We start from the raw sequence: 20,620 nt of genomic DNA on the forward strand, positions 1-20,620 counted from the left end.
GTCAGAATGCGCGCGAGAACCGGCGCAGCTGCCAGGCGACTGCGATCGCGCCGGCCAGCAGCAGGGCGAGGTCAGCAACCAGCGAGTTGAGCGCGACCGAGGCGAATGCGAGCAGCGCCAGCACCAGGTTGAGCGCAAAGACTTCGCCGACCACACGCCACACCGTGAAGCCGTTGTCGGTCGCGCGTTGATAGAAGTGCGAGCGATGCGCGGCCCAGAATGGCTCGCGCCGCGCCATGCGGCGAAACAGCGTGACCGTCGCATCCGTCAAATAGTATAGCGGCAGCAGCAGCGCGGCGGCAAATTGCTGATGCAGCGCGAGCTCGAGCAGGCACCAGCCGAGCAGCAGGCCGATCGGCAGGCTGCCGACATCGCCAAGGAATATCTTGGCCACCGGCCGGTTGAACGGCGCGAAGCCGAGCAGCGCGCCGCACAACGCGGCCGCGACCAGCGTGGTTGCCGCGGGGACATGGCCGAACCAGCCGAGCAGGGCGACCGCCACCGTGATCGGCACGGCCTCAGCCGCCGTCATCAGGTCGAGCCCGTCCATGAAGTTGACGAGGTTCACGAACCAGAGGCCGGCGACCAGCAACAGGCTGCGTTCGAGCCAGAGCGGGCAGGCCGAGACGAGCCTGTGCTCGCCCGGCATCAACAACACCACGGCGGCAACGGCGGCGCCCTGGAGCAGCAGCCGCGGGACGACGGGCAGGGAGCGGAGGTCGTCGGCAAAGCCTACCACCGCGATGAACAGGCAGGCCGCGAACACCGTGAATGGAATCGTCAGGTCCGGCGATCCGGCCAGCACGATGACGATCCCGCCTGCGAGCAGCGTGGCCGCAATGACCGCGATGCCGGCGCCCTGCGGCGTTGGAATGCGGTGCGACGAGCGCGCATTCGGTTTCGCCAGCGCCACGCGCAGCAGCACCGGCCGTGTCGCCCGGATCAGGACGGCCGAGATCGATGCGGCCAGAGCCGCTGCGATCAACGACAGGAGGATCTCGAAGCTGCTCATGCTGGTCCGGTCGCTGCGATCCCGGGACTCACGATTGCGATCCCGGGACTTCGATCGGCGCTGCGCCCTTGGCGGCCTTTTCGGGGCTCAGGATCCACACCAGGCCGCCGAATACGCCGACCGCGAACGACACCGCGCCGAACAACAGCGAGATGTTGACACCCTCGTTCGCGATCAATCCGGCATAGCCGAAGGCCAGCGCCATGGTGGCCTCGCGCACGCCCCAGCCGGCGATCGAGATCGGCATCATCGTGATCAGCATCACCGGCGGCAACAGCTGGAAGATCTGGCCGAAGGTGACCGGGGCGGTGATCGACTTCACCACGCACCAGGCGATCACGACCGTCACCACGTGAATGGCGATCGAGAGCGCCGCCACCCGCAATCCGTGCTTGCGGCTGAACAGCACCCGGTTCGCGATGACCGCGCAGGCGTGGATGTGGTGCGTTGCCCACCATTGCTTCAGCCAGGCCCACGGCAACAGGCCGATCACCAGGAAGCCGAATCCGGCCGCGAGCGCCGCAAGGTCGAGCAGCAGCAATGCGGTCCAGCCGTTGGAATCGGAGATCAGCCGGTAACTCCAGGGCAGGGTGGCCGCGATCACGACGGCGAGCGCGATCAGTCCGACCGCGCGGTCGACGAAGATCGAATAGGTGGCTGCCCGCCAGCCGGCACCGGCGCGCGCGACGAGCCAGAGCCGCACGGCGTCGCCGCCGATCGAGGACGGCAGGGTCTGGTTGAAGAAGGTGCCGATCACGTTGAAGCGCATCGCCTGGGCGGTCCCCAGCGGCGCGCCGCACTCGACGCTGATCTCGCGCCAGCGCAGCACCCCGAGAAAGATCTGCAGGAAGGTGATCGCAATGGCGAGGCCGAGCCAGCCGAGGCTCTCGACCTGGATGCGGGAGGCCAGATCGTACAGATTGACCTTGCGCAGCGAGAAATAGAGCAGCGCGGCCGAGATCAGGATCTTGACGGTCGAAAGCAGGATTCGGCGCATTTCCGTTCGCGCTGCCAGGTTTCAGGATGTGTCAAAAACAGCGCAAAACGCTTTCGCGCGCCCAAATTCGCCGCCTTGGTATGGTTTCCGCGGCGATCTGGCAATACCCGTACTGGTCCCTATTGCGGCAGGCGCGACGGGGCGGCTAAACAGGCTGGAGCGGGGACGCCCCGCCGCTCACCGGGAGTTTTACGAAACCGGTAAAATCCGACCAGACGCGTGGGGGCGCGTGACTGCTCGGATCGTGCTCTCCAGGAACAGGGCTGCCGGCCGCGGCGGCCCGGCCAATTCGGTGTGCCGTCCGCGGATGGATACGATAGGACGTGCACGACAGGACTAGAGGCATCGATGGATCGACGAATTATTCCCCTGATCATGTGTGGCGGCGCTGGCACGCGGCTCTGGCCGGCGTCACGCGAGGTGCATCCGAAGCAGTTCCTGTCGCTGTTCGGGGCGCGCTCGACCTTCCAGGAGACGCTGCTGCGGGTCTCTGATCCGACCTTGTTCGAGCGTCCCATCGTGATCACCAACGAGGCCTATCGCTTCATGGTGCTGGAGCAGCTGGCCGAGATCGGCCGCGAGGCCGACGTGCTGCTCGAGCCGATGCGCCGCGACTCCGGGCCCGCCATCGCGGCCGGTGCGGCGTTCGCGCAGAGCCGCGACAATGAAGCGATCGTGCTGGCGCTCGCCGCCGATCATCTGGTGCGGGACACGCTGGCCTTCGTGGCCGCGTGCCGCGGCGGATTGGTGGCTGCCGAAGCCGGCCGCATCGTGACATTCGGCGTCAAGCCGGAACGGCCTGCCACCGAATACGGCTACATCAGCCCGGGCGCGGTGGTCGCCGGCGAGGTGCGCGCGGTGGCAAAATTCGTCGAGAAGCCGGATGCCGCGACGGCGGCAGGCTATATCGATGCGGGTTACCTCTGGAACAGCGGCAATTTCATGTTCCGCGCCAGCGTGCTGCTCGACGAGTATCGCAACGTCGATGCGGACAGCATTGCTGCGGTGGAGCAGTCGGTCGCTAACGCAACGCGCGATCTCAGCTTCGTCAAGCTCGATGCATCGGCATTCGGCGCGGCAGAGGCGATCTCGATCGACTACGCCGTGATGGAGAAGACCGCTCTTGCCGCGGTGGAGCCAGTGGCGTGCGGCTGGTCCGACATCGGCTCGTGGCGTCAGGTCTGGGAGCTCTCCGACAAGGACAGTCTCGGCAATGCGGCGCGCGGTGCGGCGGTGTTCGAGGACAGCCGCAATTGCAACGTCGCGACCGACCGGGCGCTGGTCGCGCTCGAAGGCGTCGACGACCTCGTCGTGGTTGCGACCCAGGACGCCGTGCTGGTGTCGCGCCAGAAAGACGCCAACGGGCTGAAGCGGCTGGTCGCGAAATTGAAGGTCACCGCGCCCGGGGTGACCGAGAACCACATCAAGGTGCATCGCCCCTGGGGCTCCTATCAGTCGGTCGACAATGGCGACCGCCACCAGGTCAAGCGCATCATCGTCAAGCCGGGCGGGCGGCTGTCCCTGCAGAAGCACCATCACCGCTCCGAGCACTGGATCGTGGTGCGCGGCACCGCGCAGGTCACCGTCAACGAGCTGGTTAAGACGGTGCACGAGAACGAGTCGATCTACATCCCGATCGGCGCGGTGCACCGGCTGGAGAATCCCGGCAAGATCCAGCTCGAGCTGATCGAGGTGCAGACCGGCAGCTACTTCGGCGAGGACGACATCATCCGCATCGAGGACGACTATCAGCGCAGCTGAGGCGCCGGTTCCCGCGCGAATCTGCGGCCGCGGGGCGATGTAACTCTTTGAATCAAAACGTGTCCGGATTTCGCCCTTGGCAATCGCCACATTTGTGACGCCGTGCTATAGCGGCTGCCAACGAAGCGGGGTGATTTGCGCCGAAGGCGCAGATCGGGAAGAGGGCCTAGGTGCTGATTCCCTCGGAGCCGGTGTGGCTCCCTGAGGAGCCGGGACAACCGCCAGAACGTTACTTGGGGTCTACGATATGAATGCAAAAGTGTCCGTAGCCGGCGCGAAGGCCGATATCGGCCGCGCCCTGCGCGTCGGCGTGATCGGCGCCGGCGTGATGGGCAGCAACCATGCCCGCGTGCTGGCTGGACTGCCCGGCGTCACGTTGATCGGCATCGTCGATCCGCTGCCCGAACACCGCACGCGCGCCATCGACCTGGTCGGCTGCCGCGCCTTCGAAAGCCTCGATCAGCTGTTCGCCGAGGGCATCGATGCGGTGACGATTGCAGCTCCCACCCATCTCCATCACGAGATCGCGCTCGCCTGCATCGCGCGCAACATCCACATCCTGGTCGAGAAGCCGGTCGCATCCACGGTCGAAGAGGGCCGCGAGATCGTCGCCGCCGCCGAGCGGGCCGGCGTCACGCTGATGGTCGGCCATGTCGAGCGTTTCAACCCGGCGGTTGCCGCGATCAAGCAGGCGATCTCGGGCGAGGACATCCTGTCGATCGGCATCACCCGGGTCGGACCGTTCCCGCCGCGGATGTCCAATGTCGGCGTCGTGATCGATCTCGCAGTGCATGACATCGATTTGATCCGCTGGTTCACCGAGTCCGACATCGTCGAGGTGCAGCCGCAGCTCTCGAGCGCGGTGGCCGAGCGCGAGGACATCGCGCTGCTCCAGTTCCGCACGGCGTCCGGCGTGCTCGCCCACATCAACACCAACTGGCTGACGCCGTTCAAGGCGCGCAACGTCACGGTCGCGACCCGCGGCAAGTATGTGATGGGCGACCTGCTCACGCGCCAGGTCACCGAATGTTTCGGCTTCAAGCCGGACGGCAGCTATTCGATGCGTCATCTGCCGGTCGGACACGACGAGCCGCTCCGCGCCGAACTGATCGCCTTCCTCGATGCCGTGCGAAGCGGCAAGCTGCCGGCGGTGTCCGGCGACGAAGGCGTCGCCAGCCTCGAGATCGCGATCCGCTGCCTGGAAGCGCCCGCACGGCCCGCCGCCTCGACGATGCGCAAGGGACCGCGCCGCATCGCCGGCTGATCGTCTTCACCGGCTGATTGTCATCCATCCAACACGTGCAAAGAGCTTCCATGAACCAGCATATGCAGCTTGAGCCCATTCCCTTCATCGATATTTCCGCGCAGCGCCGGCGGCTCGGCAAGTCGATCGATGACGCGGTCGCGCGCGTGCTCGACCATTGCCAGTTCATCAACGGGCCCGAGGTCACCGCGCTGGAGAAGGCGCTGGCGAACTATACCGGCGCCAAGCAAGTGGTGAGCTGCGCCAGCGGCACCGACGCGCTGCTGATGGTCTTGATGGCGAAGAATGTCGGCCCGGGCGATGCGGTGCTGTGCCCGACCTTCACCTTCTGCGCGACCGGCGAGGTCGTGACGCTGACCGGTGCGACGCCGGTCTTCGTCGATGTCGACGAGGAGACCTTCAACATCGACGTCAACTCGCTGAAGCGCGGCATTGCGACGGCGCGGGCGCGCGGACTGAAGCCGGTGGCCGTGATCCCGGTCGACCTGTTCGGCCAGAGCGCCGACCACGATGCCATCAGCGCGGTCGCCGAGGCCGAGGGCCTTTTCGTGCTGGATGACGCCGCGCAGGGCTTTGGCGCCACCTACAAGAACCGCAGGCTCGGCACTTTCGGGCTCGCGACCGGCACCAGCTTCTTCCCGGCCAAGCCGCTCGGCTGCTTTGGCGACGGCGGCGCGATCTTCACCGACGACGAGGAGCTCGCACGCACGCTGCGCAGCATCCGCGTCCACGGGCAGGGCTCGGACAAGTACGACAACGTCCGGCTCGGCCTCACCGCGCGGCTCGACACCATGCAGGCGGCGATCCTGCTCGAGAAGCTGAAGATATTCGACGACGAGATCGCGGCGCGCAACAAGGTCGCGGAACGCTATTCGCGCGCCCTCGGCAACCTCGTCGCGGTGCCGCGCGTTGCTCCCGGCTGCACCTCGGTGTGGGCGCAGTACACCATCCGCCTGTCCGAGGGCATCGATCGCGACGCTTTCGCGGCGGCGTTGAAGGCGCAGGGCGTCCCGACCATGATCTACTATCCGAAGTCGGTCCATCAGCAGACGGCCTACAGCCACTATCCGGTTGCCGACGGTGGCCTGCCGGTCAGCGAGCGGCTGTCGAAGGACGTCATTGCCCTGCCGATGCACCCCTATCTCGACGAGGCGGCGCAGGACCGCGTCATCGCGGCTGTGCGCAGCGCGCTACAGGCATGATCCCGAAAAGTGGTTTCCGGTTTTCGGGCTCGATCATGCCTAAATCGTTAACGGCCTGATACGAAACTTTTTCGTAACGCAATCATGCGCTAGAAGCAGCGCATGCTTGGGCGCATCTTCACCGTCGGCGGCTATACCCTGCTCTCGCGGGTCACCGGGTTCGCACGCGACATCATGCTCGCGGCGATCCTCGGCGCCGGACCGGTCGCCGACGCGTTCTTCGTGGCGCTGCGGCTACCTAATCATTTCCGCGCGATCTTTGCCGAAGGCGCCTTCAACGCCGCCTTCGTGCCGGCCTACGCCCATGTCCATGGCGAGCGGGGCGAGGCGTCGGCACGGCTGTTCGCCGACCGCATCTTCACGCTGCTGTTCGCCTCGCAGGTGATCCTGCTTGTGGTGGCGATGGCATTCATGCCGCAGGCGATGAGCATCCTCGCCCCGGGCTTCACCGACGACGCCGAACAGCGCAGGCTCGCGATCGAACTGACGCGGATCACCTTTCCCTATCTGCTGCTGATCACGCTGGTGACGCTCTATGGCGGCATGCTCAACGTGATGCATCGCTTCGCCAGCGCCGCCGCGGCACCGATCTTCCTCAACCTCGCGATGATGATGACGCTGGCGCTCGCCGCGTTCTTCCCCAGCGCCGGTCATGCCGCGGCCTGGGGTGTCCTGATCTCGGGCTTCCTGCAATTTGCCCTGCTCGCCGGCGACCTCTCGCGCCATGGCGGCCTGCCGCGGTTTGCGCCGCTGAGGCTCGACGAGGACGTCCGCGCCTTCTTCCGCGCGCTGGGCCCGGCGACCCTGGGTTCGATGGGGACGCAGGTGGCGCTGTTCGCCGACACCATCATCGCGACCTTCCTGCCCGCGGGCGCGCTGTCCGCGCTGTATTATGCCGACCGCCTCAACCAATTGCCGATCGGCGTGATCGGGATCGCGATCGGCACCGTGCTGCTGCCGGAGATGTCGCGGCGCCTGACCGCCGACGATCACGTCGGCGCCATGGCCGCGCAGCGCCGCGCCTTCGATTTCACCCTGCTGTTCTCGGTGCCGTTCGTGGCGGCGTTCCTGACGGTTGCCGATCCGATCATGCGCGCGATGTTCGCCCGCGGCGCGTTCTCGAAGGCCGATGCCGCGAGCGCGGGCGCAACGCTGGCGGCCTATGCGGTCGGGCTGATTCCCTTCGTGATGATTCGCAGCGCGGTTGCGACGTTCTACGCCCGCAAGGATACCGCAACCCCGGTGAAGGCGGCGCTGACCGGGGTCGCGGTCAACGTCGCGCTGAAGATCGCACTGGTCGGCACGCTGGCGCAGGTCGGGCTCGCGCTGGCAACCGCGGTCGGCGCCTGGGTCAACCTGCTGCTCGTGCTGTTCTTCGCCGTGCGCCGCGGCTATCTCGCGCGCGATCGCGCGCTGATCCGTTCGTTCGGCACTTTTGCGATTTGCGGCGTGCTGCTCGCGGTCGCGCTGTGGCTGACCTCGCATTTCGCGGTGGTGTGGTTTGCGCCGATGCAGCATTTCCGCGACGAGATGATCCTGCTGCTGCTGGTTGCGGTCGGCGTCTTCGTCTATGCCCTGCTGATCCTCACGCTGTTCGGCCGCGGCTGGCTGTTTGCCCTGCGGCGCGTATAGTTTTACCTGTCAAATCAAATGCATAGGAGCCGGTTGTGCGATAGCGCCGCGTGCGGCGGAAAGCGGTTTGCGCTTCGCGGACAACCACGCCAATATGCGCAAAACACACCAAGGAAATTGGAGAGACGATGGCAGCTCCCATCAAATTCGGCGTCGGACAGAGTGTGCGGCGCAAGGAGGACGACGCTCTGATTCGCGGCAAGGGCCGCTACACCGACGACGTCGCACCGTCTCCCGCATTGCACGCGCTGATGCTGCGCTCGCCGCATGCGCATGCGACCTACACGATCGATGCCGGCAAGGCCCGCGGCATGCCCGGCGTGGCGCTGATCCTGACCGCGGCCGATGTCGCCGAACTGGGCGGCCTGCCGTGCCTGTTCAACCTCGAAACCGATCCGTTCACGGCGCCGCCTTATCCGATCCTTGCAAAGGATGAAGTCCGCCATGTCGGCGACGCTATCGCCTTTGTGGTCGCCGATACCGTCGATCATGCCCGTGACGCGATCGAGGCGATCGACGTCAAATGGACGCCGCTGCCGGCGGTGGCAGGCCTCGTCAACGCGGTGAAGAAGGGCGCGCCGCAGGTCTGGCCGGACAAGCCCGGCAACGTGCTGTTCGACGTCTCGATCGGCGACAAGGGCGCCGCCGAGGCCGCCTTCGCCAAGGCGCATGCGGTGGCCGAGATCACCATCGTTAATCCGCGCGTCATCACCAACTTCATGGAGACGCGGGCCGCGGTCGCCGAATACGACGCCAAGAAGGATCATTTGACGCTGACGATCGGCAGCCAGGGCAGCCATCGGCTGCGCGAGATCCTCTGCGACATGATCCTGAAGATGCCGAAGGAGAACATGCGGGTGATCTGCCCGGATGTCGGCGGCGGCTTCGGCACAAAACTGTTTCCCTATCGCGAATATGCGCTGATCTCGGTCGCGGCGCGCAAGCTCAAGAAGTCGGTCAAATGGACCGCCGAGCGCTCCGACCATTTCATGGGCGACGCGCAGGGCCGCGACAATCTCACCACCGCGAAGATGGCGCTCGCCGAGGATGGCAAATTCCTCGGCATGGATGTCGACCTGATGGGCGACATGGGCGCCTATCTTTCGACCTTCGCACCCTATATCCCGCACGGCGGCGCCGGCATGTTGCCGGGCCTCTATGACATCCAGGCCTTCCATTGCCGCGTCCGCACCGTGTTCACCAACACGGTGCCGGTCGATGCCTATCGCGGCGCCGGTCGCCCGGAGGCAGCCTATGTGATCGAGCGGCTGGTCGACGCGGCCGCGCGAAAGCTCGGCATGACGCCGGATGCCATCCGCCGCAAGAACTTCATTCCGCCGAAGTCGCTGCCCTACACGACCGCGACCGGCAAGGTGTACGATTCCGGTGACTTCGTCGCGCACATGAAGCGCGCGATGGAGATCGCCAACTGGAAGGAGTTTCCCAAGCGCGCCAAGGCGGCCAAGAAGGACGGCCTGGTGCGGGGCATCGGCATGGCGAGCTATGTCGAGGTCTGCGGCACCATGGGCGAGGAGACCGCCAACGTGGCGCTCGATCCCAATGGCGATATCTCGATCCTGATCGGCACCCAGTCGAGCGGGCAGGGCCACCAGACCGCCTATGCGCAGATCGTCGCCGAGCAGTTCGGCGTGCCGCCCGAGCGGGTCCATGTGCTGCAGGGCGACACCGACAAGATCGCGACCGGCCTCGGCACCGGCGGTTCGGCATCGATCCCGTCCGGCGGCGTCAGCGTGCAGCGGGCGACGCACGAACTCGGCAACAAGCTGAAGGAGCTTGCGGCGCAGGCGCTGGAAGCCGGCGCCGGCGACCTCGAGATCGCAGACGGCCGCATCCGCATCGCCGGCACCGACCGCTCGGTCAGCTTTGCCGATCTCGCCAAGCGTCCCGGCGGCGACACATCGAAGATGAACGCAAGCGCGACCTTCGCGAGCGCCGACGGCACCTATCCGAACGGCACGCATCTCGCCGAGGTCGAGATCGATCCCTCAACCGGCATCATCAAGATCGTCAGCTACGTCATCGTCGACGATTTCGGCGTCACGCTGAATCCGCTGATGCTGGCCGGCCAGGTTCATGGCGGCGCGATGCAGGGCATCGGCCAGGCGCTGATGGAGCAGGCGGTCTACAGCCAGACCGACGGCCAGCTCGTCACCGGCACTTTCATGGACTATGCGATGCCGCGTGCTTCGGACGGCCCGTCCTTCGTGTTCGAGACCCACAACGTGCCGTGCACGACCAACCCGATGGGCGTGAAGGGCGCGGGCGAGGCCGGCGCGATCGGCTCATGCCCGGCGGTCGTCAATGCGATCGTCGAGGGGCTGCATCGCGAGTTCGGGATCGACCACATCGACATGCCGGCGACGCCCGAGCGGGTCTGGGTCGCGATCCGCGAGGCGCAGCGCCGCCATACTCTCTGATAAATTGTCGCAGGCGGAATGAAGATTCCGCCTGCGGTGTTTGCAAACCAGGCCGGCCGCGCACCTGCGGACCGGGACAGAGCGAATTGAGGGATTTTGCCGATGAAGCGGATTGTCGTCGTTGCTGCGATGCTGGTGTTGAGTGCGGGTGCCGTCGTGGCCGACCAGGAACAGGTCAAGCAGACCCAGGCCCAGATGAAGGAGACCGGCAAGAACGCCGGTGCGCTCGGCGCCATCATCAAGGGCGAGAAGCCCTATGACCAGACAACCGTCGACGCTGCGCTGGCGAAGTTCGAGGACACCGCCAAGAAGCTGCCGACGCTGTTCCCCGAAAGCAGCAAGGGCCTCAAGACGGATGGCGATTACTCGGCCGGGCCGAAGATCTGGGAAGACAAGGCCGGCTTCGAGCAGCACATCGCGAGCTTTGCCAAGTCCGTCACCGACGCCAAGGGCAAGATCAAGGATGTCGACACGTTGAAGGCCGAACTGACGGTGATCGGCAAGCAGTGCGGCGGCTGCCACGAGACCTATCGCCTGAAGAAGGGCTGATGGTCATCGGGCCGTCATCGTTCGAGCAATGAAGAGGGCGGACGTCGTGACGCGTCCGCCCTTTGTTGTGCTGGCCGTTTGTCGTTGACCTTACTTCGTCACCTGGCCGCGGATCTCGCCGCCCGGGTTCGCCGCGGTGTGGACGTTGACGTAATACTTGCCGGCGAGGAGGTCAGCGGCCTGCGCGTCGGTCAGCGTGGCGCTGCCTTCGACCGGGCTCGACGTCGCGTTCGGGATTGCCACTGCGACACCGGAATTCTTGCCGGCTTCGGCGGGGCCGTGGAAATGCGCTGCGGTCGCAGGGCCCGTCAGGCCGGAATAGGTCAGCTTCCAGCTCAGTTTCTTTGTGGCGGCATCGTAATCGATGTCGGCGGTGCCGGTACCGGCGCTGGTATTCGCAGGCACTTCAGACTTGGCGTCCAGCTTGGCGTGCAGCTTTTCGGCCAGGGCCGGGCCCGCGAATGCAATCGCGGCGCCGAGCGTCAGCGTGGCTAGCAAGGTCTTGTTTGGCATGGTTCTCTCCCCTTTGACGTCACACGATGGTTGCAATCTTCAAACCGCGGCGCTCCGGATTTATTCCCAAATTGATCGGGAGTGCGACAAATTTGATGCGAGCTTGTGCGACCGGTTGCAATCATACTGGTTGATGAACTGACGCGACCAATGACGGATCGGTGAATGTTGCGACGAATTCTCCTGCTGGCTGGCCTGGCCGGCCTGATCGGCTTCGGTGTGTTCTGGTGGCTGACGATCCCCGCGACCGTCGCCGCAGGCGCGCTGCCCGCCTACCAGCCCAACCTCGCCAACGGGCTCACAACGTTCAATGCGGGTGGATGTTCCTCCTGCCATGCGGTGCCGAAGCAGGACGACCGCACCAGGCTCGGCGGCGGGCTCGCGATCCCGTCGCCGTTCGGCACCTTCTACGCGCCGAACATCTCGCCCGATCCGAACGATGGTATCGGGCGCTGGAGCGAGGCCGATTTCGTCACCGCGGTCATGAAGGGCACCTCGCCGTCGGGGACGCACTATTTCCCGGCTTTTCCGTACACGTCTTATCAGCACGCCAGGGTCAACGACGTGCGCGACCTGTTCGCCTATCTGAAGACCCTGCCGCCGGTCGCCGGCAAGGTGCGCGACCACGACGTGCCGTTTCCCTTCAACATCAGGCGCAATGTCGGGGTCTGGAAATTCCTGTTCATGGACGGCAAGCCGTTCGTCGCCGACGCAAGCCGCTCGGCGCATTGGTATCGCGGCGCCTATCTCGTCAACAGCTTCGGCCATTGCGCCGAGTGTCACAGCCCGCGGAATTTCCTCGGCGGCATCGTCAGCTCGCAACGTTTCGCCGGTGGCCCGAATCCCGAGGGCGAGGGCTGGGTGCCCAACATCACGCCGCGGGGGATCGCCGACTGGAGCACCAAGGATATCGCCTACTTCCTCGAGAGCGGACAGACACCGGACGGCGATAGCGCCGGCGGCTCGATGGTGCGCGTGATCCGCAACACCTCGCAGCTCTCGCCGTCCGATCGCGACGCGATCGCCGACTACATCAAGTCGCTGCCGCCAGTCGACGGACCGCCGAAGCCGACGCGCAAGGCGGACAAGACGAATCCCTCCTGATGGCGCGGTGACGGCTCCTATCTGCGATGCTTGACCTGCTATCCGCGCCACGCGCCGGCGGCAATGACCATCAGGCCGCCGGCGATCGCGAGGTCCTTGAAGAACAGCGTTCGTTCCGCCTTGTTGGCGAGGTCGAGGTGAAATCCGAACGCGGTCGCAAGGCAGAACAGCGCCAGCGCGGCGGCGGCGAGCCATGATTGCCAGCCGATCAGCAACGCCAGGCCCGCGCCAAGCTCGAGCGCGATGACCAGCGGCAGCAGCAAGCCGGGAATGTGGTGTGCCGCCATGTGGTCGAGGAACGGCTTGGGGCCGGCGATCTTGGCTGCGCCGGCAAGGATGAACAGCAACGCGAGCAGGCTTCGTCCGGCAATCGTTACCATCGTGATCGGCATCAGTGGACCCTCCGGGCTTGTCATTGCTTGTTCCGAGCGTGGCTTCTCGCCTGTGAAGCGAACAGGACGGCGGACAGGATGAAGGCAAAGACGAAGAAGATCGTCCGTCCCAGCACCAGCGCCTTCGCCTGCTCCACCGGCGTGACCGAAATCAGGACGCCGAACGGGATGTAGCACCACAGCACCACGGCGATCGTCCGGCCGAGCCTGCCGAATTGCAGGAAGCCGAACGAGAACAGCAGGGCCGCGAAATAACTGGCGTGAAACTTGACCTGGGAGGCGATCATCTGCAGCTCCCCGTCGGCCGGCGACAGCGGCAATCCGTTCTGGATCGCATGCACCATGGTCATGATGTGGTGGTTCTCGACGCAATCGAGGACAACGGTGAGCATCATGGCGGCGAGCGCAATGCCGAGCAGATAGGGGTCCAACATCGTGCGCAGCCGGGCGGCCAGCACGGTGAAAAATGCGCCGTAGAAGATCATGAAGAGATTATCGAGCCCGAGATTGAGCCGCACACCGAACGGCACGAGCTGGGTTCCAAGATGGGCGCCATAGCTTTCCACGGAGCGGGCGGTCTGGAAGAAGTCCTGCGAACCCTTGGTGGTGAGGATACCGATCACCATGGCGGCGACGGTCAACGCCGCGAGCGTCGCCAGAATCGCGAGCGTGCGGTCCAATCCCCTGATCTGCATGATATAGCTACTCCGTGCGCGTCCAGCCGACTCGTCGAGTTATAAATATCAACTGCTATCTGAAATTAGATATCAGATGATATCTGAAAATCAATTGGTATTTGCAAATTCGGGAGGCCGATCCGTTGCCCAGGTTGAATCGCGAGGAAAGTCAGGCGCGTACGAAGACTCTCCTGATCGAGGCGGCGCGCGAGGAGATCATCAAGAAGGGGTTTGCGCAGGCCTCGGTGCGCGACATCGCCGACGCGGCCGGATTTTCGCAGGGCGCGTTCTATTCGAATTTTCCGGACAAGGAGGCGATCCTCCTGGAGCTGGTGCAACAGCACCAATCCGAGGAGCGTGCAAAAATCGAAAGCGTATTGGGCCAGGCATCCGGCGAGCCTGCGAAGGTGATGGCCGGCCTCGAAAAATGGGCCGCCACCGCCAATTCGGATCCGGGGTTTGCCGTGCTGGCGATCGAGCTACAATTGCAGGCGCTGCGGAGCCCGACTTTCGCGCAAGGCTATAACGAGCTCAACCGCAAGCACCGCCGTGCCCTCGGCGTGCTGGTGACGCGTCTGTTCGAAGCGCTTGGCAAGCAGCCGCCCGCCGATCCCGTCGAGATCGCCACCGGCTTCATCGCATTGGGCCGCGGCATGGCGCTCTTGTCGCGGGCCGGCGAAGTCAGTCGCAGTGGCCGGATCGTCGTCACATTCCTGAAGGCGTTGATCGACGCGGCGCCATCAGCCTAGAGCATGATCCGGAAAAGTGCGAAGCGGTTTTCCGAAAAGATCATGCCTAAGCAAGAATCTAAAGCGCGATGATGGTTCAACCTAATCGCGCTTTAGCGGCGCGCCCGTCCAATCCGGCACGCGTGAAGATCGCTGCGCTACTTCGCGCCGAATGCCTTGAAGGTGATGATGGTGAGGGTGTCCTGGATGCCCGGGATCACCTGAACCTTCTCGTTGATGAAATGGCCGATGTCGGTGTCGTGGTCGACATAGAACTTGACCAGCAGATCGTAATTGCCCGCGGTGGAATAGATCTCGGAGGCAATCTCGGCTTCCGCCAGCGCGTTGGCGACGGTGTAGGACTGGCCGAGCTTGCATTTGATCTGGACGAAGAAAGGAACCATCAAAGTCGTCTCCGGGGATTTGGCCGACTATAGGCCAAAAACCGGCGGCCAAGGCAAGGGGACAAGGGGGCAGGCGCAGGGCCAACTTGCGGTAAAGTCAGGCGAACTTGCTGGCAATCGGCGGCCGGGCTAGGACAGATGATGGTCTCATTCCAGATGGTCTCATTCCTATCAAACGCCGGTGCCGCAAAATGACGCCGGTCGCGCTCACCATTGCCGGCTCGGATTCCTCGGGCGGGGCGGGCATCCAGGCCGACCTCAAGAGCTTTGCCGCGCTCGGGGTCTATGGCGCCTCTGCCATCACGGCGCTGACCGCGCAGAACACCACGGGGGTCAGCGGCATCCAGCCGGTGCCCGCCGCATTCGTCACCGCCCAGATCGATGCCGTGTTCTCCGATCTTGCCGTCGGCGCGGTCAAGATCGGCATGGTGGCGCAGGCCGAGACCATCGCGGCGATCGCCGATGGGCTGAAGCGCTGGGCGCCGCGGCACATCGTGCTCGACCCGGTGATGGTCGCAACCTCGGGCGATCGGCTGCTCGCCGCCGAGGCGGTCGATGCGCTGAAGACCATGCTGTTTCCGCTGGCCTCACTGGTCACGCCGAACCTGCCGGAAGCAGCGGCGCTGCTGAACGAGCCGGTCGCCGCAAGCGAGGCCGACGTCGAGCGGCAGGGCAAACGATTGCTGGCGATGGGCTGTCGCGCGGTGCTGGTGAAGGGCGGTCACGGCCACGGCGCCGACAGCATCGACTACCTGATCGAAGGCGAGTGCAGCATCGCGCTATCGGCGCCGCGCATCGCGACATCAAACACCCACGGCACCGGCTGCTCGCTGTCGTCGGCGATCGCGGCAGGACTCGCGAAGGGCGAGACGATGGAGATCGCCGTGCGCAACGCCAAGACATGGATCTCAGAGGCGATCGCCGCCGCCGATCGCTTCGCCGTCGGCCGCGGCCACGGGCCGGTGCATCACTTCCACAAATATTATTGAGCTGCCGCAGCGCGTAGCTCCGTCGGCTGCGCACCTTGTTCCGCCGCGACATGCAGCAACACCGCGTCTGTTGCGCACAGCGGCGACCGCCGATGTCGCCAGATTGTCGCATGCGGCTGTTATCCGCAGGGCAGGGGCGCGCTGCTGATTCTCGTTAACTCTTTGTGGAGCCTCAGGTCGCGGGGATCGTCATCGCCTTGTCACAGGAATCTGTTAGGTGCACGGGCATGGGAAGTGACTCCTTGAGTGAAGAAAGCCCCGAGCGGCGCTTTCGCACTTTGTTTATCTCCGATGTCCATCTCGGAGCCCGCGGTTCGCAAGCCGACCGTCTGCTGGACTTCCTCCGCTCTCACGATGCCGACACGATCTACCTCGTTGGTGATATCGTCGATGGCTGGGCGCTGAAGTCGAACTGGTACTGGCCGCAGACCCACAACGATTTCGTGCAGAAGATGCTGCGCAAGGCGCGCAAGGGCGCCAAGGTGATCTACGTCCCCGGCAACCACGACGAGTTCCTGCGCAAATATTACGGCACGCATTTCGGCGGCATCGATGTGGTGGAGAACACTGTCCATACCGGCGCCGACGGCAAGCGCTATCTCGTGATCCACGGCGACATCTTCGATCTCGTGGTGCAGAACGCGCGCTGGCTCGCCCATCTCGGCGACAAGGCCTACGACTTCGCGATCCAGATGAATCGCTTCGTCAACTTCTTCCGCAAGATGTTCGGCGTTCCCTACTGGTCGCTGTCGCAATGGGCCAAGCTGAAGGTCAAGAAGGCGGTGAACTATATCGGCGCGTTCGAGGCCACGCTTGCGGGCGAGGCGCGGCGCCACGGCTGTGACGGCGTGATCTGCGGACACATCCACTACGCGACGATTCATGACGAACACGGCATCCGCTACATGAATTGCGGCGACTGGGTGGAGAGCTGCACCGCGCTCGCCGAGCACGAGGACGGCAGCTTCGAAATCATCACCTGGACCGACCCGGTGCGCCGGATCGCGCAAGTTCCGCGAGTGACGGCACGCGCTGCATGACGCATATCCTGGTCGCGACCGATGCGTGGCATCCCCAGGTCAACGGGGTTGTCCGCACGCTGACCATGATGGCACAGGCGGCGAAATCGCTCGGCGTCGAGGTCAGTTTCCTGACGCCGGACGAGTTCCGCACCTTCGCGATGCCGAGCTACCGCGATCTCCGGCTGGCGCTGCCGTACCGCGCCAAGGTCGCGAGCCTGATCGAGGCGGCCAGGCCCGACAGCATCCATATCGCGACCGAAGGCCCGATCGGGCTTTCGGTTCGCCGCTATTGCCGCAAGCACGGCCTGCCGTTCACGACGAGCTTCCACACCCGCTTCCCCGAATATGTCTCGGCCCGCTCGCCGGTTCCGGAAGCCTGGGTGTGGCGCGCGCTGCGCTGGTTCCACAGGCCGAGCCGGGCGGTGATGGCGGCAACCCCGGCGCTGGCCGCCGAGCTGCGCCAGCGCGGCTTCCGCAACGTGGTGCTGTGGTCGCGCGGCGTCGATACCGCGCTGTTCCATCCGCGCGACGTCGACCTCTGCCTGCCGCAGCCGGTCTATCTCAGCGTCGGCCGGGTGGCGGTGGAAAAGAACCTCGAGGCATTCCTCGATCTCGATCTGCCCGGCACCAAGGTGGTGGTCGGGGACGGCCCGGCGCGGGCGGCGCTGGAGCGGAAATATCCCGAAGCCGTCTTCCTCGGCGCCCGCCACGGGGAAGAATTGGCTGAAATCTATGCCGCGGCCGATGTGTTCGTTTTCCCCAGCCGCACCGATACGTTCGGCCTGGTGCTGCTCGAGGCATTGGCGAGCGGCCTGCCGGTTGCCGCTTTTCCGGTCACCGGTCCCCGTGACGTGATCGGCGCGGCGCCGGTCGGCGTGCTCGATGAGGATCTGCACCATGCCTGCCTGGAGGCGCTCAGCATCCCGCCGCAGGCTGCGTCGATTTCGCCGCGCTCCACACCTGGCAGGCGTCGGCCCGGGTGTTCATCGAGCGCTGCATGAACATCCGCCCCGCGCGCCCGACGGCGAGGGGGAAGTGTTCGAATTCGGCGCCGAGGAGCACCATTTCGCGGCCCTGCCGGCCCCGCATCCCACCTCACGCTAGACAAGTCACACTAAAGCGTCTTGCCGGGCTGCATCCCACCGCGATACAAATCGCAAATGACGGACACCGTTCTAAATCCACCCGTCGCTGCCGCGGACATCGATGCCGCCGCAAGGGTGGTCGCGCCGTTCGCGGTGCGCACGCCGCTCCTGACCTTCCCCGTTCTCAATGAACGTGTCGGCAGCCGGGTCTTCCTCAAGCCCGAGATGCTGCAGCGGACCGGGTCGTTCAAGTTCCGCGGCGCCTTCAACAAGCTCGCCTCGATCCCGCAGGACCAGCGGAGCGGGGGCGTCGTGGCGTTCTCCTCGGGCAATCACGCCCAAGGCGTCGCCGCGGCGGCAAAGATCCTCAACATGCAGGCGACCATCGTGATGCCTGCGGACTCGCCGCTCACCAAGCGCGAGCGGACCAAATCCTATGGCGCCGAAGTCGTGCTCTACGATCGCGATCGCGACGACCGCGCGGCGATCGCGAGCGGCATCGCCAGCAAGCGTGGCGCCACCCTGGTGCCTCCCTATGACGATCCCCTTGTGATCGCGGGCCAGGGTACCGCCGGCCGCGAGATCGCCGAGGACATGGCGGCGCTCGGGCTCACGCCCGACATCGTGGTCGCGCCGGCGTCGGGCGGCGGCTTGATCGCGGGGGTCGCCACCGCGGTGAAGGCAAAATATCCGCAGGCCCAGGTGATCGTCGCCGAGCCCGCGGGCTATGACGATCACGCCCTGTCGCTCAAGGTCGGGCATCGCGAGGCGCATGCGGTTGCGCCGCGCACCATCTGCGATGCGCTGATGGCGATGATGCCGGGCGAGCTCACCTTTGCGATCAACAGCAAGTTGCTCGCAAACGGTGTGAACGCTTCCGACGAAGAGGTTGGTGCAGCTGTTGCTTTTGCCTATCGCGAGCTGAAGCTCGTGGTCGAACCCGGTGGCGCCATCGGGCTCGCCGCGCTGCTTGCGGGGCGGATCGACGCCAAGGGCAAGAACGTCGTCATCGTGCTCTCGGGCGGCAATGTCGACGCCGACCTGTTCGCGAAGCTCGTCGCCTGAGATCGGCGTTTTGAAAAGCTGCGGGGGCAGGGCGATGGTCGCTCTGCCCCCGTTTCGTTGTGCGGCGTGGCCGATCAGTGCCTGAAGCCGCCATGGTGGCCGCCGCCCATTCCGCCGGGATGCGAGCCTGACGGGCTTGCGTGGAACACGGCACGGCCACCCCCGCCTGATCGCATCCGATCGACTTGCATAGTCTGCCGGCCGGTGCGGACGCGGTGCCGGTCGCCGTCCTTCATGATCGGGCTTGATGCGTTCTTGCCGGCATTTGCAGCAGGAAGGCTCGCGATGTTGCCTTTGCCGATCGTGCTCGGCATCCCGGCCGGCTTCGCTCCGGGCGCGGGCATGTTGACGATCCTGCCGCCGCCGATCTGGCCATTGCCGCCGGCGCCCTGCAGGCCCGCATTGACCGGCTGCAAGGCCAGGTGATTTGAAAGCCGCGTGAACTGCATCAGCGGCACCGCCTTCGGCTGCATCTGCAGCTTCAAGGCCTGCTGCGCGTAGGGACCGCCGGCGAAATTGTCGTGGAAGGTCTTGTAGGCGAACGGCGTGTTGGCAAGCACCGCCTTGTGCCATGCCGCGACCTGCAGCCAGTTGGTCAGCAGGAAGCGGATACGGTCGCACAGCGGATCGCGCGGATAGAGCCGGATGAACTCCTCGTAATAATCCGGCCGGCCCTCCGACAGCACGAAGTCATAGGCCTGGCGCACCGAGCGATTCGGCAGGTTCGATGCCATCTGCACGACTGGGTCGTTCGCGGGCACACGCGATGACGCGACGGCGGTGTCGCCGAAGAAATAGAAATCGGAGGTCAGCGACGAGCTTTCCCACGGCGTCTGGCGGCCGTCGGTCGTCGAGTTGACCTCGAGGCGAATGCGCTTGAACAGCTGCTCGATCGGCAGGTTGGGCTCGCGCGCCAGCCGCAGGAAGGCGTTGGTGTAGGGGCTGTGGCCGTTGCTGCCGTCCTGCGCCTCCATGCCGGGCGCGGTCGAATAGCCGACGATCGAGCCGTTCGGTGCGTCGACGACGGCAAGGCCGCGGCCGGCTTCGTTGACGTTGGGAAACGGGTTGTTGCGGCAGGCATCGAGCACCACGATCCGCATCCGGCTCGGGATGTTCTCCAGCGTGCCCATCACGTCGACGAGGCGCACCGAATTGCCGTCGAGGTCGGACGGCGTCGCGATCTTCGCATCGACCGGGATCAAATAGTTCTCGCCCGCGAGCTGCACGCCGTGGCCGGCGTAGTAGATCATGGCGACCGTGCCCGGGCCACGCGCCGCGACCTTGTCGGAGAAATCCCGCAACACCTTCACCATGTCGCCCTGCCGGAGGTCGGTCGCGGAGATCACCTCGAAGCCGGCCGCGTTCAACAGCTCGGCCATCGACTGCGCGTCATTGCCGGGATTGGCGAGTTTTGGCGCATTCTCATAGTTCGCATTGCCGATCACGAGCGCCACGCGCTGCTCGGGGCCGCGTAGTACAGCCGGCGTCGCTGCGGTCGGTGTTGCCGGCGAAGCGGTCTGATCGATGGATGGTGCCGGTGCCTGCGTTGCATTGCCGACGGTGACGCCGGTGGCCTCGGCAAACGCTGTGCCGGGCGCAGCAAGGCTCAACAGGCCGAGCAAGGCGGCCGATATCATGATGGATGTCAGGCGGACCATCGCGCGCTCCCAATGCTGATCCCGGTGCGGACCGGTCGCAGGGGAGGCTAGACGCGGATGCGGCCGCGGTACGTGAGCTGGGTCACGGAGCGTGGGCGGTCAATCGGAGGTGAAGCCGTAGCGTGAGC

Annotated in this window: 18 protein-coding genes and 1 pseudogene; 12 read left to right on the top strand and 7 right to left on the bottom strand. The window is 65.3% G+C overall.

What is annotated here, in order from left to right:
- Position 1 precedes the first annotated feature (1 nt).
- Positions 2-1,012: an MraY family glycosyltransferase gene (locus tag ALC15_RS34580; protein ID WP_050631156.1), complete on the bottom strand. Its 1,011-nt coding sequence runs from the start codon at positions 1,010-1,012 to the stop codon at positions 2-4.
- Positions 1,013-1,040: 28 nt separating this feature from the next.
- Complete coding sequence (locus ALC15_RS34585; RefSeq protein ID WP_050631157.1) at positions 1,041-2,009, bottom strand: lysylphosphatidylglycerol synthase transmembrane domain-containing protein; 969 nt, start codon at positions 2,007-2,009, stop codon at positions 1,041-1,043.
- A gap of 348 nt (positions 2,010-2,357) precedes the next feature.
- Here ALC15_RS34585 and ALC15_RS34590 point away from each other — a divergent pair, with 348 nt between their 5' ends.
- The 6 genes from ALC15_RS34590 to ALC15_RS34615 all read left to right on the top strand — a co-directional run bounded on the left by ALC15_RS34590 (position 2,358) and on the right by ALC15_RS34615 (position 10,855).
- Positions 2,358-3,770 (top strand): mannose-1-phosphate guanylyltransferase/mannose-6-phosphate isomerase, encoded by a 1,413-nt coding sequence (locus ALC15_RS34590; RefSeq protein ID WP_050631158.1) that lies wholly within the window; start codon positions 2,358-2,360, stop codon positions 3,768-3,770.
- Positions 3,771-4,017: 247 nt separating this feature from the next.
- Positions 4,018-5,034, top strand: a complete 1,017-nt coding sequence (locus ALC15_RS34595) for a Gfo/Idh/MocA family protein (RefSeq protein ID WP_050631159.1) — start codon at positions 4,018-4,020, stop codon at positions 5,032-5,034.
- A gap of 50 nt (positions 5,035-5,084) precedes the next feature.
- Positions 5,085-6,236: a DegT/DnrJ/EryC1/StrS family aminotransferase gene (locus ALC15_RS34600; RefSeq protein ID WP_050631160.1), complete on the top strand. Its 1,152-nt coding sequence runs from the start codon at positions 5,085-5,087 to the stop codon at positions 6,234-6,236.
- Between the two features lie 102 nt (positions 6,237-6,338).
- Positions 6,339-7,868 carry a murein biosynthesis integral membrane protein MurJ gene (murJ, locus tag ALC15_RS34605; RefSeq protein ID WP_050631161.1) on the top strand — a complete coding sequence of 510 codons (1,530 nt, stop codon included), beginning with the start codon at positions 6,339-6,341 and terminating at the stop codon, positions 7,866-7,868.
- Positions 7,869-7,996: 128 nt separating this feature from the next.
- Positions 7,997-10,306 (top strand): xanthine dehydrogenase family protein molybdopterin-binding subunit, encoded by a 2,310-nt coding sequence (locus ALC15_RS34610; protein WP_050631162.1) that lies wholly within the window; start codon positions 7,997-7,999, stop codon positions 10,304-10,306.
- A gap of 102 nt (positions 10,307-10,408) precedes the next feature.
- Positions 10,409-10,855, top strand: a complete 447-nt coding sequence (locus tag ALC15_RS34615; RefSeq protein ID WP_050631163.1) for a c-type cytochrome — start codon at positions 10,409-10,411, stop codon at positions 10,853-10,855.
- Between the two features lie 90 nt (positions 10,856-10,945).
- On the opposite strand, the gene ALC15_RS34620 is transcribed toward ALC15_RS34615, so the two are convergent.
- On the bottom strand, positions 10,946-11,368 hold the full coding sequence (locus ALC15_RS34620; protein ID WP_050631164.1) for a CHRD domain-containing protein: 423 nt from the start codon (positions 11,366-11,368) through the stop codon (positions 10,946-10,948).
- Between the two features lie 165 nt (positions 11,369-11,533).
- Between ALC15_RS34620 and ALC15_RS34625 the strand changes: the two genes are divergently transcribed.
- Positions 11,534-12,472, top strand: coding sequence for a c-type cytochrome (locus ALC15_RS34625; RefSeq protein WP_050631165.1), 939 nt, complete (start codon positions 11,534-11,536; stop codon positions 12,470-12,472).
- Positions 12,473-12,510: 38 nt separating this feature from the next.
- Here ALC15_RS34625 and ALC15_RS34630 read toward each other — a convergent pair whose 3' ends face one another.
- Both ALC15_RS34630 and ALC15_RS34635 read right to left on the bottom strand, forming a co-directional pair.
- On the bottom strand, positions 12,511-12,864 hold the full coding sequence (locus tag ALC15_RS34630) for a DoxX family membrane protein (RefSeq protein WP_198961103.1): 354 nt from the start codon (positions 12,862-12,864) through the stop codon (positions 12,511-12,513).
- A gap of 20 nt (positions 12,865-12,884) precedes the next feature.
- Positions 12,885-13,559, bottom strand: a complete 675-nt coding sequence (locus ALC15_RS34635) for a hypothetical protein (protein WP_128089664.1) — start codon at positions 13,557-13,559, stop codon at positions 12,885-12,887.
- Between the two features lie 125 nt (positions 13,560-13,684).
- On the opposite strand from ALC15_RS34635, the gene ALC15_RS34640 reads away from it, so the two are divergent.
- Positions 13,685-14,290 (top strand): TetR/AcrR family transcriptional regulator, encoded by a 606-nt coding sequence (locus tag ALC15_RS34640; protein WP_063781907.1) that lies wholly within the window; start codon positions 13,685-13,687, stop codon positions 14,288-14,290.
- 137 nt (positions 14,291-14,427) lie between these two features.
- Here ALC15_RS34640 and ALC15_RS34645 read toward each other — a convergent pair whose 3' ends face one another.
- A complete protein-coding gene (locus ALC15_RS34645; protein WP_016845986.1) occupies positions 14,428-14,673 on the bottom strand; it encodes an Lrp/AsnC ligand binding domain-containing protein in 246 nt (81 codons plus the stop codon).
- A 191-nt stretch (positions 14,674-14,864) separates the two neighbouring features.
- Between ALC15_RS34645 and thiD the strand changes: the two genes are divergently transcribed.
- The 4 genes and pseudogenes from thiD to ALC15_RS34665 all read left to right on the top strand — a co-directional run bounded on the left by thiD (position 14,865) and on the right by ALC15_RS34665 (position 18,834).
- Positions 14,865-15,662 (top strand): bifunctional hydroxymethylpyrimidine kinase/phosphomethylpyrimidine kinase, encoded by a 798-nt coding sequence (gene thiD / locus ALC15_RS34650; protein ID WP_050631169.1) that lies wholly within the window; start codon positions 14,865-14,867, stop codon positions 15,660-15,662.
- Between the two features lie 227 nt (positions 15,663-15,889).
- Complete coding sequence (locus ALC15_RS34655) at positions 15,890-16,702, top strand: UDP-2,3-diacylglucosamine diphosphatase (protein ID WP_050631170.1); 813 nt, start codon at positions 15,890-15,892, stop codon at positions 16,700-16,702.
- A pseudogene (locus tag ALC15_RS34660) lies at positions 16,699-17,717 on the top strand (glycosyltransferase family 4 protein); the annotation flags it as partial. The gene ALC15_RS34655 and the pseudogene ALC15_RS34660, both read left to right, overlap by 4 nt.
- A gap of 127 nt (positions 17,718-17,844) precedes the next feature.
- The gene (locus ALC15_RS34665) at positions 17,845-18,834 is read left to right on the top strand and encodes a threonine/serine dehydratase family protein (RefSeq protein WP_050631171.1); all 990 of its coding nucleotides are present in this window, start codon (positions 17,845-17,847) and stop codon (positions 18,832-18,834) included.
- Positions 18,835-18,908: 74 nt separating this feature from the next.
- On the opposite strand, the gene ALC15_RS34670 is transcribed toward ALC15_RS34665, so the two are convergent.
- Entirely contained in the window at positions 18,909-20,492 is a 1,584-nt protein-coding gene (locus ALC15_RS34670; protein WP_050631172.1) for a caspase family protein, read from the bottom strand.
- Positions 20,493-20,620 lie beyond the last annotated feature (128 nt).

The sequence above is a fragment of the Bradyrhizobium viridifuturi genome (genome assembly GCF_001238275.1).
Classification (GTDB): Bacteria; Pseudomonadota; Alphaproteobacteria; order Rhizobiales; family Xanthobacteraceae; genus Bradyrhizobium; species Bradyrhizobium viridifuturi.

Bases quoted from the DNA above. Each gene is read 5' to 3' on its own strand.
- ALC15_RS34590 (WP_050631158.1), top strand. From the start codon at position 2,358: ATGGATCGACGAATTATTCCCCTGATCATGTGTGGCGGCGCTGGCACG.
- ALC15_RS34580 (WP_050631156.1), bottom strand. From the start codon at position 1,012: ATGAGCAGCTTCGAGATCCTCCTGTCGTTGATCGCAGCGGCTCTGGCC.
- ALC15_RS34665 (WP_050631171.1), top strand. From the start codon at position 17,845: ATGACGGACACCGTTCTAAATCCACCCGTCGCTGCCGCGGACATCGAT.
- ALC15_RS34645 (WP_016845986.1), bottom strand. From the start codon at position 14,673: ATGGTTCCTTTCTTCGTCCAGATCAAATGCAAGCTCGGCCAGTCCTAC.
- ALC15_RS34610 (WP_050631162.1), top strand. From the start codon at position 7,997: ATGGCAGCTCCCATCAAATTCGGCGTCGGACAGAGTGTGCGGCGCAAG.
- ALC15_RS34625 (WP_050631165.1), top strand. From the start codon at position 11,534: ATGTTGCGACGAATTCTCCTGCTGGCTGGCCTGGCCGGCCTGATCGGC.
- ALC15_RS34630 (WP_198961103.1), bottom strand. From the start codon at position 12,864: ATGCCGATCACGATGGTAACGATTGCCGGACGAAGCCTGCTCGCGTTG.
- ALC15_RS34595 (WP_050631159.1), top strand. From the start codon at position 4,018: ATGAATGCAAAAGTGTCCGTAGCCGGCGCGAAGGCCGATATCGGCCGC.
- murJ (WP_050631161.1), top strand. From the start codon at position 6,339: ATGCTTGGGCGCATCTTCACCGTCGGCGGCTATACCCTGCTCTCGCGG.
- thiD (WP_050631169.1), top strand. From the start codon at position 14,865: ATGACGCCGGTCGCGCTCACCATTGCCGGCTCGGATTCCTCGGGCGGG.
- ALC15_RS34635 (WP_128089664.1), bottom strand. From the start codon at position 13,559: ATGCAGATCAGGGGATTGGACCGCACGCTCGCGATTCTGGCGACGCTC.
- ALC15_RS34655 (WP_050631170.1), top strand. From the start codon at position 15,890: ATGGGAAGTGACTCCTTGAGTGAAGAAAGCCCCGAGCGGCGCTTTCGC.
- ALC15_RS34585 (WP_050631157.1), bottom strand. From the start codon at position 2,009: ATGCGCCGAATCCTGCTTTCGACCGTCAAGATCCTGATCTCGGCCGCG.
- ALC15_RS34620 (WP_050631164.1), bottom strand. From the start codon at position 11,368: ATGCCAAACAAGACCTTGCTAGCCACGCTGACGCTCGGCGCCGCGATT.
- ALC15_RS34670 (WP_050631172.1), bottom strand. From the start codon at position 20,492: ATGGTCCGCCTGACATCCATCATGATATCGGCCGCCTTGCTCGGCCTG.
- ALC15_RS34615 (WP_050631163.1), top strand. From the start codon at position 10,409: ATGAAGCGGATTGTCGTCGTTGCTGCGATGCTGGTGTTGAGTGCGGGT.
- ALC15_RS34600 (WP_050631160.1), top strand. From the start codon at position 5,085: ATGAACCAGCATATGCAGCTTGAGCCCATTCCCTTCATCGATATTTCC.